Source organism: Fictibacillus tiangongensis (genome assembly GCF_048083785.1).
GTDB lineage: Bacteria > Bacillota > Bacilli > Bacillales > Fictibacillaceae > Fictibacillus.
In genome coordinates this window covers 2697062-2710350 of record NZ_CP182294.1, presented here as the reverse complement: position 1 = coordinate 2710350, position 13289 = coordinate 2697062, and the positions used below count along the sequence as shown (strand labels likewise).

14 protein-coding genes and 1 other annotated feature are annotated in these 13289 nt (G+C 39.5%); all 14 genes read left to right on the top strand.

What is annotated here, in order from left to right:
* Positions 1 to 25 precede the first annotated feature (25 nt).
* On the top strand, positions 26 to 223 hold the full coding sequence (locus ACNJYY_RS14615; RefSeq protein WP_066240196.1) for a hypothetical protein: 198 nt from the start codon (positions 26 to 28) through the stop codon (positions 221 to 223).
* A 35-nt stretch (positions 224 to 258) separates the two neighbouring features.
* Positions 259 to 438 carry a DUF3918 domain-containing protein gene (locus ACNJYY_RS14610; protein ID WP_144698875.1) on the top strand — a complete coding sequence of 60 codons (180 nt, stop codon included), beginning with the start codon at positions 259 to 261 and terminating at the stop codon, positions 436 to 438.
* 55 nt (positions 439 to 493) lie between these two features.
* A complete protein-coding gene (locus ACNJYY_RS14605; protein WP_416729060.1) occupies positions 494 to 1567 on the top strand; it encodes an AI-2E family transporter in 1074 nt (357 codons plus the stop codon).
* Between the two features lie 39 nt (positions 1568 to 1606).
* Positions 1607 to 1829 (top strand) — a binding site (T-box leader).
* A gap of 405 nt (positions 1830 to 2234) precedes the next feature.
* Complete coding sequence (gene alaS, locus ACNJYY_RS14600; RefSeq protein WP_416729059.1) at positions 2235 to 4871, top strand: alanine--tRNA ligase; 2637 nt, start codon at positions 2235 to 2237, stop codon at positions 4869 to 4871.
* 78 nt (positions 4872 to 4949) lie between these two features.
* Entirely contained in the window at positions 4950 to 5225 is a 276-nt protein-coding gene (locus tag ACNJYY_RS14595) for an IreB family regulatory phosphoprotein (protein WP_144698881.1), read from the top strand.
* Position 5226: 1 nt separating this feature from the next.
* Entirely contained in the window at positions 5227 to 5646 is a 420-nt protein-coding gene (gene ruvX, locus ACNJYY_RS14590) for a Holliday junction resolvase RuvX (RefSeq protein WP_416729058.1), read from the top strand.
* A 21-nt stretch (positions 5647 to 5667) separates the two neighbouring features.
* Positions 5668 to 5964, top strand: coding sequence for a DUF1292 domain-containing protein (locus ACNJYY_RS14585; protein ID WP_137788788.1), 297 nt, complete (start codon positions 5668 to 5670; stop codon positions 5962 to 5964).
* Positions 5965 to 6084: 120 nt separating this feature from the next.
* Entirely contained in the window at positions 6085 to 7221 is a 1137-nt protein-coding gene (gene mltG / locus ACNJYY_RS14580; protein ID WP_416729057.1) for an endolytic transglycosylase MltG, read from the top strand.
* A gap of 176 nt (positions 7222 to 7397) precedes the next feature.
* Positions 7398 to 8042 (top strand): O-methyltransferase, encoded by a 645-nt coding sequence (locus ACNJYY_RS14575; protein WP_416729056.1) that lies wholly within the window; start codon positions 7398 to 7400, stop codon positions 8040 to 8042.
* A 30-nt stretch (positions 8043 to 8072) separates the two neighbouring features.
* On the top strand, positions 8073 to 8714 hold the full coding sequence (gene udk / locus ACNJYY_RS14570) for a uridine kinase (protein WP_416729055.1): 642 nt from the start codon (positions 8073 to 8075) through the stop codon (positions 8712 to 8714).
* 152 nt (positions 8715 to 8866) lie between these two features.
* Positions 8867 to 9343 carry a transcription elongation factor GreA gene (gene greA, locus ACNJYY_RS14565; RefSeq protein WP_066396425.1) on the top strand — a complete coding sequence of 159 codons (477 nt, stop codon included), beginning with the start codon at positions 8867 to 8869 and terminating at the stop codon, positions 9341 to 9343.
* Between the two features lie 106 nt (positions 9344 to 9449).
* Entirely contained in the window at positions 9450 to 11198 is a 1749-nt protein-coding gene (locus tag ACNJYY_RS14560; RefSeq protein WP_416729054.1) for a peptidoglycan D,D-transpeptidase FtsI family protein, read from the top strand.
* A gap of 93 nt (positions 11199 to 11291) precedes the next feature.
* On the top strand, positions 11292 to 11924 hold the full coding sequence (locus tag ACNJYY_RS14555) for a YrrS family protein (protein ID WP_416729053.1): 633 nt from the start codon (positions 11292 to 11294) through the stop codon (positions 11922 to 11924).
* A gap of 710 nt (positions 11925 to 12634) precedes the next feature.
* Positions 12635 to 13273: a class I SAM-dependent methyltransferase gene (locus tag ACNJYY_RS14550; protein WP_416729052.1), complete on the top strand. Its 639-nt coding sequence runs from the start codon at positions 12635 to 12637 to the stop codon at positions 13271 to 13273.
* Positions 13274 to 13289: the final 16 nt, after the last annotated feature.

Here is a 13289-nt window from a genome sequence, read left to right as displayed (position 1 = left end):
GTAAAATTTAAAGGAGAGAGAGCAAGTGGAATGTCCGAACTGCAGTAGAAAAGATATCGGTAAAATCGGGGTGAACCAGTATTATTGCTGGAACTGTTTTATAGAGCTATCCATTGTTAAAGGAAGACTGTCCCTTCATCAAGTGGAAGAAGATGGCTCTCTAACATCACTCGATGATTTATTTGAAGATCAAGATCTGACTTATAGAGAAAGCACATCATAAAAGAAAACAAATCTCTGATGTCGAGGTGATCTAGCATGAGCAGGACGATGAGTTCTCTTTTCGCACTTGGTATTGGAGCGGCAACATATGCGATGAGAAATAAGAGGATGTCAAGAATGTCTAAGATGAACTATAATCTTTCGGATATAGGTGATCTGTGGACATCACGACGTGTTAAGAAGATCCGTAAAAAAGTCGCAAAAGCCATTTATTAAAGATAGCATACCCCGTCTCAAAAAAGACGGGGTTTTTTAAGAAAAGGGTGAAAGAATGACAAAAGACATTCGAATGAAGTGGGTTTATAGGCTTGCCCTTTCTTTATTATTGTTTTTATGTTTGTTTCTGTTAATGAAACTCTACCCTCTTTACGAGCCATTATGGAGTGCGATCAAAGGGGTCATTCTGCCTTTTTTTCTTGCCGCTCTAATTACATATCTACTCCATCCCGTCGTGGAATACGTCCATGAAAAAGGATTACCTCGCTTTGTTGCGATCTTAAGCATATACATCCTTTTCTTTGGTGGTCTAGGGATTGCGGCAGTAAAAGGGTTTCCTTATTTCGTCGTCCAGATGAAGCAGTTGTTAGTGAATGTGCCGGTTCTTGCAGAGGATTATAAAGATCTATTGTCCAAAGTGGACAAAGGTACATCTGCACTGCCGTATTCGGTACATTCTAAAATCGAAAATTATATTGTAAAAATGGAAAGCAACGCACAGGATGTGTTGACTAATGCCATCTTTTCACTAAGAAAGATCGTGGACTATTTCTTCGTTATCATCGTTGTCCCTTTTTTAGTGTTTTATTTTCTAAACGATTTTGAAAAACTGAAAAAAGCACTGTGGTACCTAACACCAAGAAAATACCGTTATGAAGGAAAGCACTTAATAATAGATATCGATCAATCCCTTGGTGGATATATTAGAGGACAGTTGTTTGTAGGTGCTATACTTGGAGCTGCGGCCATGATTGCTCTATGGATCGTTGGTATGCCATACCCCATACTTTTAGGACTGGTGATAGCGATAACAGATATTATCCCTTACTTTGGGCCGATCTTAGGAGCGATACCAGTCGTATTGATCGCACTTACGATCTCTTGGAAGATGGTGTGGATCACAGTTGGTATCATGCTTGTTCTGCAGTTTATTGAGGGTAACATTCTTGGTCCGTTTATCGTCGGCAAGAATCTTCATATCCATCCTGTGTTTATCATTTTTTCATTACTACTTGGGGGAGAATTGGCTGGTGTACCAGGAATGATTTTAGCTGTTCCGATTTTTAGTGTGATCAAGGTCATTATCATACACATCAGGGAACATCGACTTCAATCATCATCCGATTGACAAGTAAGAATAAATAAACGTATACTAACGCTAGAAGATCAAAAATCGCTGAAAGAGAAAAGTACGTTTCAGTCCTTCCAAAAGAGAGAAACATCCATCGGCTGAAAGATGTTTTAGGAAGAAGAGAGACAGAAAGCTACTCTGGAGTGCAGAAGGAAAATCTGCCGTTATGCCGCGTTAAGGCTTTAATCAAGGTGATATGCTTATTTTTAAAGCGTATAACCAGGGTGGTACCGCGTGAATTCAAACTCTCGTCCCTGTATTTTTTATAGGGATGGGAGTTTTTTTATTGGCTTTTTTCGTTCGAAAGTAGTTGATTTCCACTCCAGGTTGCTCGCTTTCCATGGGACGAACGGTGAGCCTCCTGTCTAGTTGCAGTGACTAGTCCCTCGAGGTCAAAAAGTAAACGGTCAAGAAGGCAAAGTGCGCCGTCCTCGCCCATTTCCCTTTTGCTTGTCGGGGCTGAACGAGTCACTTCCACTTTTCAGACTGCCGCTTTGCGCCCTTAGGAGTCTCGCACCTTGCGCTCCAATCAACTTGCAAGGAAGACAAAAGGAATTTCAAAGAAACATTTTCTTTGCTATTGAAAAGAAATCAACTACTAATAAAACAACCAAGTTTACGAAATCAGTCTTTATATTTATCTAAAAAAAGGAGAATGAAAACGATGAGAAATTTGACTTCAGCTCAAGTAAGACAGATGTTTCTTGATTTTTTCCAAGAAAAAGGTCATGGTGTAGAACCTAGTGCATCCCTAGTTCCACATGAAGATCCTACACTTTTATGGATCAATAGTGGAGTGGCTACACTGAAAAAATATTTTGATGGACGAGTGATACCTGAAAACCCTCGTATCACGAATGCACAAAAATCGATCCGTACGAACGATATTGAAAATGTCGGGATTACAACACGACATCATACGTTCTTTGAGATGTTAGGAAATTTTTCAATCGGCGATTACTTTAAAGTGGAAGCTATTCTTTGGGCATGGGAGTTCTTAACGAGTGAAAAATGGATCGGCTTTGATCCTGAGAAACTTTCAGTGACGATCCATCCAGAAGATGATGAAGCTTTTGATATTTGGACAAAGCAAGTAGGGTTACCAGAAGAGCGTATCATTCGTTTGGAAGGAAACTTCTGGGATATCGGTGAGGGACCGAGTGGGCCAAACACTGAGATCTTCTATGACCGCGGTGAATCTTTTGGCAGCGATCTGTCTGATCCAGAGCTATATCCAGGTGGAGAGAACGATAGATACCTTGAGGTCTGGAACCTGGTTTTCTCACAATTCAACCATAATCCAGACGGAACATATACGCCACTTCCTAAGAAGAATATCGATACAGGTATGGGACTTGAGAGAATGGTTTGTGTGATTCAAGATACGAAGACTAACTTTGAAACCGATCTATTCATGCCGATCATCAAAGAAACAGAAAAGCTTTCTGACACTACTTATGGCTTAAGTACGGAAACAGACACTGCTTTTAAAGTAATCGCTGATCACATTCGTACGGTAAGTTTCGCGATCGGTGATAGTGCTCTACCATCTAATGAGGGAAGAGGATATATCCTTCGACGTTTGATCAGAAGAGCGATTCGTTTTGCGAAAAAGATCAATATCAACAAGCCTTTCATGTATGAACTAGTACCAACAGTTGCAGACATCATGGTTGACTTCTATCCAGAAGTAAAAGAAAGAGTTCCGTTCATCCAAAAAGTCATCAAGACAGAAGAAGAGCGTTTCCATGAAACGATCAACGAAGGTCTTGCAATCTTAGAAGATGTTATGGCTAGAGAAAAAGAAGAAGGAAGAAACGTCATCTCTGGAAAAGACGCATTCAAGCTTTATGATACGTTTGGTTTCCCATTCGAGCTTACACAAGAGTATGCAGCTGAAAATGGAATGGACGTAGATCTAGAAGGCTTTGAAAACGAGATGAAGGCACAGCGTGAACGTGCACGTGCGGCAAGACAAGAAGTGGACAGCATGCAAGTGCAAGGTGGGGTTCTTTCTGATATTACCGTAAAAAGTGAGTTCACTGGTTATGATAACTTAGCAGGAGAAGCAAAAATTTTAGAAGTGCTACAAAACGGTGAACGCGTGGAGATGGTCGCATCAGGAGAAGAAGCACAAGTTATCTTAGATGTAACACCATTCTACGCTGAGAGCGGTGGTCAGATCGCTGACCAAGGAAAAATAGCAGGGAAAGAGCTTTTACTTTCAGTAAAAGATGTTCAAAAAGCACCTAACGGACAAAATCTTCATACCGTTGTTGTTGAGAAAGGCGTTCTTGAAAAAAATATTGATGTTTCCGTCGAGGTTGACCCTGAAATTCGTGCGAAAGTTGTAAAGAACCATACGGCTACTCACCTTCTTCATCAGGCATTAAAAGATGTGCTTGGAACGCACGTAAATCAGGCAGGATCTCTCGTACAAGAAGGTCGTTTGCGTTTTGACTTCACACACTTCGGTAGTATTTCTACAGAAGAACTTGAGAAGATCGAAGAAATCGTTAACGAAAAAGTTTGGGGTAACATTCCTGTCGAAAAGATGGTTAAAAACATTAATGAAGCAAAAGCGATGGGAGCAATGGCTCTGTTCGGTGAGAAGTATGGTGAAACCGTACGCGTTGTAAAAGTAGGAGACTATAGTCTAGAGCTTTGCGGTGGATGTCACGTGAATAACACTTCAGAGATCGGCTTGTTTAAGATCGTTTCAGAATCCGGAATCGGTGCAGGAACACGCAGGATCGAAGCTGTAACAGGTGAGAATGCGTACCGATTGATGAACGGACAGGTACAGCTTTTAAAAGACACAGCTGCTAAGTTGAAAACCAATCTTAAGGATGTCCCGCAGCGTATCGATGCGTTAAACGAGCAAATACGTGAGTTGCAAAAAGAGAAAGAATCTCTTGCGGCTAAGATTGGAAACATGGAAGCAGGCAGCCTTGTTGATGAAGTTCAAACGATTAACGGTGTTTCTGTCATCGCTAAGGAACTGAGCGGCGTGGATATGAACGGCTTGCGTTCAATCGTAGATGATCTAAAGAATAAACTTCAAAGCGGAGTGGTTATTCTTGGTGCAGAAAACGGCGGAAAAGTAAATATCGTAGCGGGAGTAACAAAAGATTTAGTGACAAAAGGCTATCATGCGGGTAACCTAGTAAAAGAAGTGGCTGTCCGTTGCGGCGGAGGCGGTGGTGGCCGTCCTGATATGGCTCAAGCTGGAGGTAAAGATCCCCAAAAGCTGCAAGAAGGAATAGAATCTGCAGTTGAAATGATCAAAACCGTTTCCTAAGCTTTCATCTTTCATGTACAATAGAGACAAGAACTAATTTGTCCCTTAAGGGAGATCTTCAGAAAGAGGTGTTCGCCAGTGAGTTCAATGGACAAAACGATGAAGTTTAACTTCAACGAAGAAGATGCTTATAAGACGAATGTAGAAACTGTCCTGTTTTCTGTTTACGACGCCCTGCAGGATAAAGGATACAACCCCATCAATCAGATTGTAGGTTATTTGCTCTCAGGGGATCCGGCTTATATTCCTCGTCACAATGATGCGAGAAGCATGATTAGAAAACTGGAGCGAGATGAGCTTATTGAAGAGCTTGTAAAATCATACCTATCCACTCAAAAAGAAGGAAGTCGTTAATTTGACAAAAACACTCGGACTGGATGTTGGAACGAAGACGATCGGTGTTGCCGTCTCAGATGCACTGGGATGGACAGCACAAGGAGTCGAAACGATACGACGCCGTCCTAATAAGCCTGAAGAAGACTATGCAAGGATCCAAGAGCTGATTCAATTACATGACATCAGTAAGATCGTAGTAGGTCTTCCAAAGAACATGAATGGTACGATCGGTCCCAGCGGAGAAGCCTGTCAAAACTTTGCTAAAGATATTGCAAGTCTGACAGGTCTTTCGGTTATCCTATGGGATGAGAGGCTGACCACCATGGCAGCTGAAAGAACTTTGATTTCAGCTGACGTGAGCCGAAAGAAACGAAAACAGGTGATCGATAAGCTAGCAGCTTCGATCATTCTGCAAGGTTATTTGGACAGCCAACAATAAGAAAAGTAGAGGTGAGCCATAATGGCAAAAGAAGAACGCGAACGCATCGTTATTCCAGACGAGAATGGTGACGAAAATCTATTTGAAGTTTTATTCAAATTTGATGTAGATCAAACAGGAAAATCATACATGGTAACTATACCTGTAGCAGATTCAGAAGATGATGATACAGATGAAGTAGAAGTTTTCCCTTTCCGTTATGAAGAAAATGGAGAAGAAGACGATCTTGCTCTATTCCCACTAGAGTCTGATGAGGAATGGGACATGATCGAAGAAATGTTAAACACATTTCAAGATGACGAATACGAAACAGAATAAGTATGAAACAAAAAGAAGTTGGTTTTCTAGCCAACTTCTTTTTTTATTCCATTTTACGGCCAATCTCGACAATTTCTGCTAGTAAACGTATAATTAAACAGGTGGGAAGGGGGAAATACCATGTTACATCTCCAGTCATCTGGGAATTACATAAATGAAAATAAAAGTAAAAAACGTACTAAAACCATTGTTCTATCTATCTTATTTCTATTTCTTGCGTTATTCATTGCTGCAGCTATAGGTGCTTATTTTTATTACAATAAGAACATAGGACCGATCGATTCAGCTAACAATGAAAAAATTACGGTGGAAATTCCAATTGGTTCTTCCTCTTCAAAAATAGGACAAGAGCTCGAGAATAATGGATTGATCAACAGCGGTGATTTCTTCAGACTCTATACTCGAGTTAAAGGTGAAGGGAACTTTCAAGCCGGTATTTACGAACTAACTCCTTCCATGAATCTTACAGAGATCATTTCAGCACTTAAAGACGGAAAGATGTTCAAGAAACCAGCTTTAACGTTAACGATTCCAGAAGGTTACAATGTCCCGCAGATCGCAAAATTAATCAGTCAGAAAACGGGTTATAGTGAAGCGGATATCATCAACAAAATGGCCGATAAAGCTTATTTGCAACAGCTTAAAGATAAGTATCCGATCTTACCTGATGATATAATGAAAGCTGGACTGTACTATCCGCTAGAAGGATTTTTGTTTCCTGCCACATATGATTTCGATGTCAAGAAACCTGAATTATCAAATGTGATAGACAAGATGGTCGAACAATCTTCTGTTGTCCTAACAAAACATGAGAAAGACATCAAGAATAGCGGTTATTCACTCTTTCAGATTATTACCCTATCATCCCTTATAGAAGAAGAGTCTCAGCGTGAAGAGGATCGCAAAAAAATTGCTGGTGTTTTTTATAATCGCTTAAGTAAAGATATGAAACTTGATTCTGATCCAACGGTGAAATATGCTCGAAAGAATTTCGATGTTCAAGTTTTATACGAACATCTAAAATATGATTCAAAGTACAATACGTACCTTTATAAAGGCATACCGATCGGACCGATCACTTCACCAGGTGAAAAAGCGATTGAAGCTGCACTCCAACCCGTGAAGATGGACGAGCTTTTCTTTTATGCGAGACCAAACGGTGAGGTCATCTACACGAAAACCTTGAGCGAACATAATGCTGTATATAAAAAATACAGAGATGAATGGAAAGTTTGGCAGGAAAAAGACAATAATTAAGCATGTTTCTGAGGATACTAGTATGTATTCTCTTTTTTTATTGCTGCAAAACTTGCATCTTTTACTGCATTTTAACAGCAAATAACTCAGTTATCTTATAGTTAAAAATAGGACTCTCGCCTTCAAATAAAGATTATGTTACAATATACCGGTTAGTGTGAAGGAGGCGTGTTACTTTGGTCTCAAAAGAGTTGAACCAATATATCGAAAAAATTATTCCAACGCGCTCTGAACAAGTACTAAAAATGGAGCAATACGCGAAAGAGCATAATGTGCCGATCATGGATCTAACAGGTATGGAGACACTATTGTCCTATGTTAGATTGAAGAAACCGAAACGTATATTAGAAGTAGGAACAGCGATTGGATATTCCGCCATTCGAATGGCTCTTGCATGTGAGAATGCTGAAATTATTAGTATTGAAAGAGATGAAGAACGGTACAATATAGCAAAAGATAATGTTAGATCGTTTCATCTAGAGAGCAGAATTAATTTGTTGTTTGGAGATGCAAATGAATTGCAGAGCCAAGTAGAACAGTATGCCCCATATGATTTTATTTTTATAGATGCAGCAAAAGGACAATATCAAAACTTTTTTGATCATTATTCCTCCATGCTGTCACCTGATGGCATCATCGTAACAGATAATATTCTCTTTAGAGGGTATGTCGCTGATGAAAGCGGCTTAGAGAGTAGAAGACTTCGTTCTCTCGTAAAAAAAATTAGAAGTTTTAACGAATACATGATGCAGCATCCTGACTATCAGTCTTCAATCTTGCCGGTTGGCGACGGAATGATGGTGAGTATTAGAAATTCTTAATGGGACATGCAGTTTGGAGGAGTAATCAAAATGGCACAAAAACCAATTGTAATTGGGGTTGCAGGTGGATCTGGATCTGGTAAAACGACGGTAGCAAAAGAAATTTACAGACAGTTTGCTAACCAATCCATCTTAATCATAGAGCAAGATGCATATTATAGAGATCAATCAGAAAAATCAATGGAAGAAAGATTGGACACGAATTATGATCACCCTCTTGCTTTTGATAATGACTTGTTAATTCAACACATTTCTTCACTTCTAAAATACGATTCCATCGAAAAACCAGTGTACGACTATACAGCACATACAAGAAGTGATAAAATTATCCCAGTTGATGCTAAAGATGTCATTATACTGGAAGGTATTTTGATCCTTGAAGACGAACGACTGCGTGACTTGATGGACATTAAGCTGTTTGTAGATACGGATGCAGATGTACGTATTATTAGAAGAATGTTACGAGATATTCGAGATCGAGGGAGAACACTCGAATCTGTAATCGATCAATATACTTCAGTGGTTCGGCCGATGCACAATCAATTCATAGAGCCAACGAAACGATATGCGGATATTATCATTCCAGAAGGCGGCCAGAATCTTGTTGCGATCGACTTAATGGTAACAAAAATCAAGACGATTTTGGAAGACAAAGCATTATTGAAAAAATGAGGAATATCATCCTCATTTTTTCGGTATACAGTGACAAATTTCAGCAATAAGCCATTTGGCAATCAACTATTGACCCATTTTTTTATACATACCCTAGCCGAATTATCATATAACGTAACAAGGGTACTGATTATTTAAGGAGTGAAAAAACAATGGCAGACGAGAAAAAACACTATATGACCTTAGAAGGTAAACAGAAGCTAGAGAACGAACTAGAGTTTTTGAAAACAGAGCGTAGAAAAGAAGTTGTTGAACGAATCAAAGTAGCTCGCAGTTTTGGAGATCTCTCTGAGAACTCTGAGTATGATGCAGCAAAGGACGAGCAGGCATTCGTAGAAGCTCGTATCGTTCAACTAGAAAAAATGATTCGTGATTCGGTTATTATTGAAGATAATAAAGACCAATCTGATAACGTTTCCATCGGGAAAACAGTTAAGTTTAAAGAGCTTCCAGATGGTGACGAAGAAACATACATCATCGTAGGTAGTGCAGAAGCAGATCCGTTCGAAGGGAAGATTTCTAACGATTCTCCAATGGCTAAAAGCCTTTTAGGTAAAAAGCCTGGAGATAAAGTTTCTGTTCAAACGCCTGGTGGAGAAATCAGCGTTGTCATCCTAGAAGTAAAATAAGCGTATTACGTATTAGAAGACTTGCATTCATCTGCAAGTCTTCTTTTTTTGCAATCGTTTAGAAACAAAAGTAGTGGGTGAGAATAGGGGTTAAGGGGGTGAGCCTATGATATCAAAGAAAAGAACGATGGTCGCAGCACTTTTATTTTTGTTTGTTATCCTTTTTCTCACGTATCGGCTAGCGGATATACAGCTGATCTCTACTACTTCCTTTTCCAAAAATAAAGTAAACCTCATTCAAGAAAGTGTGGATCAGCGTACACATCGTTTCATGATCAACGATGGAAGAGGGTATTTTCTTGATCGAAATGGTGAACTGCTCTCAACAGATGTAAGAGCTCAAGTGATCGTTTTTCCGAATCTTTATTCCCATAGATGGCCGATGGATTCGATAGCTAGCATACTCGATACATCAAGCAGAAACTTAACAAAAAGTATCAGTGAACTAAAGAAACCATCTGCCCTCTCTCTTTCAAAAGAAATAAGTATCGAGCAGATGAATGAGATTAATAAACTGGAGATTCCTGGGCTCTACGCTCAGCTTGTCACAAAACGAAACCCTACGCCATTTGCAAATCATATTCTTGGGGCAGTCGGACAAGATCCGAATCTGATCAAAAGAAAGTATGAAGATAAACTAAAAAAAGGCACGGTTACGATCAGTACAAAAACAGGGAAGAATGGCATGCAGTATACGTTTGATCCCTTCTTAATATCGGAAGGGGAAACAGAATATATCTATCATGTTGACCGTCAAGGACATCCGCTGTTTGGACTTGATGTTAAGTTCCGTTCACAATCGAATCCCCTATATCCTCTTCACGTAAAGACGACGCTTGATAAGACGATGCAGGAAACCGTGGAGAGAACACTCGATGCCCAAGGTGTCATAGAAGGTGGAGCTGTTCTGATAGATATAGAATCAAACGAGCTGTTGGCGATGTCAAGCAGACCTTTGTTCTCGAGTGAAACGATCTATAAACATGTTGACCATATGACGTCTCAACAAATTCCTGGTTCTGTATTTAAAATTGTGACAGCAGCAGCTGCTATTGAAGAAAATAGGATACAAAACGATAAGACGTATGATTGTAACCTAAACATATATGGTGAAAAAGATGAGAGACAGTTAGGGATGTTAAATGTAGAGAACAGCTTTACACAAAGCTGCAACAGAACATTCGGAGATCTAGCTAATGAATTACAAAAAAAAGATCCGGATTTTATGGAAACGTATGCTGAAAAGTTAGGGCTGCTAACGCACAATGGCTGGCAAGGAGAAGTCTATCATCTAGAAGCGTTCTCCCACTTTTATAAAGAAGAATCGGGTCAGGTCTACAACTCAAAAAAGAAAGAATCCAATTACAAAAGTTCATTAGCGACTTCTCAAACTGCGATCGGCCAGCTGGATGTGAAAGTTACCCCACTAGCTGTCGCTAACATGATGGCGACGATCGCTAGAGGTGGGGTCAGTTATGAGGTGAAGTCAGCTAAAAGCGTGAATTTTGCTAATGGTACCGAACTGATTGAGTTTGCAGCTCATAAGAAAGAAGGGGAAAAGCTTTCTCCATATACGATCATGAGACTTCAATCCCTGCTTCTGAATGTCGTAAAGAACGAAAAAGGTACTGGACACGCATTACAGTCGTTGCCTTTTCAAGTTGCAGGAAAATCAGGAACAGCACAAAAAGGAGAGAATCACCGCTTTTATAATAAATGGTTTGCAGGATACTTTCCTGCCGAAAAACCACGTTATGCACTAGTAATCGTAGATTTAAAACACGATACCATCAATCGGACAATCCCTGTATTTCGGGATATCGCCACAGAAATCATGGAAGAAAAAGATCGGTGAAGAATATAATCTCAAAAAGAGTAATAGGAAATAGTGTTCCTATACCACTTCCTCGTGGTAAAATAAAAAAAGTATTTTACTGAGGAGGATATTATGAAACGAAACCAGCGTTATGAATCAAGACTAGAAAAACGAAAACAAAATCGTTTTTTAAACATAGCAATCGGGTTAGTTGTTTTGCTGATTGTTGTTGTTGCATTCAATCTTTTCTCAGGCGATGATAACGAAACAGCTTCAACGAACAAATCTAATTCTGAACAAAATGAAAACAACGAATCCAATAACAGTTCAATTGAGATGGAAACGGATGATTCAAAGTCAAAACCTGATAATGAGGATTCTGAGTCTCAAGATAAAGAAGAGTCAGCTGAAGATCAAGACAATGCTGATGAAGAAACAACAGAAGAAGAAAAAGCAGAATCAGAAACGCCTGAAGGCGGCGGTCCGGAGGGTCCATGGCAACCAATCGGAACTTCACAAACAGAACCTCATACTAAGACGTATGATGATGGTTCACAAGATTGGAACGAGATGGTCCAAGCCCTTTCCTATGCGACCAGCATTCCACAAGACCAGATGACCATTTTTTGGTTGGGTAACGGTGGAGGTCCTGATCTTTCAAAAGGTACTGTACAATCGAAAGCCGACGGTAAAAAATATGATGTTATGCTTCAGTGGGTGCCGGAAAAAGGATGGCAGCCTACAAGCGTAACACCTGTTCAATAAAACGAAGAAAAGCAACCTGTTAATTATTGCAGGTTGTTTTTTTTGTTTAACGCTCTTTTCAAAAAGATTGCTGCTTTGAACTCCTTGTCACCTTTGACAATTGATTGGAGTGGAAGGTGCGTGCCAACCACCTGAAATACATCTCGCAAGGCATGCGAAGAGGAAGCTTACTGCGCTAGCATTGACTTGTAGACGCAGGAGCAAGAGCAAGGAGCATAAGGGCGGGCAGTTTGAAAAATAGAAGTGGCGCCTCATTACTTGGTGTACTGCACAAATATAGCGAACTTTTTTACAGCGGTCAGCTTTCGGTCGACGAAAGAGAGCTGCTTCCTGGAAATATAAAGAGAATGTGGGATCGAAATGAGAAGGTCCTGTCACTGTAGGTGGCAGTGTCTTTTTGGGGTGTACAGGTTATGAGTTGAAGTTTATTTTTATATGATGAATGGCTTTTTTTATGTGATAACCCGAAATTTTTATGTGATGCCTGCTCTTTTTTATGTGATGTTACTCCATTTTTATAGGATGGTGTATTTTTAGCAGCTTGCCTTCACCAAACTTCATTCGTGAAGGGGCATGTATTCGTAATTTTTGCCAATAGAAAAAGATTTTTCATTTGAAAATTTTTAGAAATTATGATAATTTGGAACCTGTAAGATTTTAATTCATAGTATATTGATAGGAATTATATAAATTAAAGGTGAGTGTGAAAAATGGGACGAGAATTTATTGATCTGTTTGATGAGTGGTCATCCTCTTATGATGAGACGGTGTCAGGTAATGACCAGGAATATAAGGAAGTTTTTCATAAATATGATGAAATTTTAGAAACGGTTGTTCAACGTTCAGGAAGTGTTGTTTTGGAATTCGGCGTTGGAACAGGCAATTTAAGCGAGAAACTTCTTCGCAGTGGAAAGCAAGTCATTGGTATTGAGCCATCAAAAGGGATGCGAGAAAAAGCATCCGACCGTCATCCGGATCTAACTCTTCATGATGGTGATTTTTTATCTTTTCCAAAGTTCGATCAAGAGATTGATACAATAGTAAGTACTTATGCGTTCCACCACCTGACCGACGAAGAAAAAGATCTAGCGATCGGACAGTATAGCCAGCTGCTTAAAAAGAATGGTAAAATTGTGTTTGCAGATACCGCTTATCTTCACGAGGATGATAAAAAAGAGCGTCATGAAAAAGTAAGATCTCAAGGCTTCCTTAATCTGTTAAAAGACCTTCAGACCGAGTATTATACAACACTTGGCGTACTAGAAGAACTATTTAAAAAACATGATTTTGAAGTCTCGTTTAAAAAACTAAATGAATATGTCTGGCTGATGGAAGCGGTAAAAAAATAGACATTGGAGAATCACT

Bases quoted from the DNA above. Each gene is read 5' to 3' on its own strand.
- ACNJYY_RS14610 (WP_144698875.1), top strand. From the start codon at position 259: ATGAGCAGGACGATGAGTTCTCTTTTCGCACTTGGTATTGGAGCGGCA.
- ACNJYY_RS14605 (WP_416729060.1), top strand. From the start codon at position 494: ATGACAAAAGACATTCGAATGAAGTGGGTTTATAGGCTTGCCCTTTCT.
- alaS (WP_416729059.1), top strand. From the start codon at position 2,235: ATGAGAAATTTGACTTCAGCTCAAGTAAGACAGATGTTTCTTGATTTT.
- ACNJYY_RS14585 (WP_137788788.1), top strand. From the start codon at position 5,668: ATGGCAAAAGAAGAACGCGAACGCATCGTTATTCCAGACGAGAATGGT.
- mltG (WP_416729057.1), top strand. From the start codon at position 6,085: ATGTTACATCTCCAGTCATCTGGGAATTACATAAATGAAAATAAAAGT.
- udk (WP_416729055.1), top strand. From the start codon at position 8,073: ATGGCACAAAAACCAATTGTAATTGGGGTTGCAGGTGGATCTGGATCT.
- greA (WP_066396425.1), top strand. From the start codon at position 8,867: ATGGCAGACGAGAAAAAACACTATATGACCTTAGAAGGTAAACAGAAG.
- ACNJYY_RS14560 (WP_416729054.1), top strand. From the start codon at position 9,450: ATGATATCAAAGAAAAGAACGATGGTCGCAGCACTTTTATTTTTGTTT.
- ACNJYY_RS14555 (WP_416729053.1), top strand. From the start codon at position 11,292: ATGAAACGAAACCAGCGTTATGAATCAAGACTAGAAAAACGAAAACAA.
- ACNJYY_RS14550 (WP_416729052.1), top strand. From the start codon at position 12,635: ATGGGACGAGAATTTATTGATCTGTTTGATGAGTGGTCATCCTCTTAT.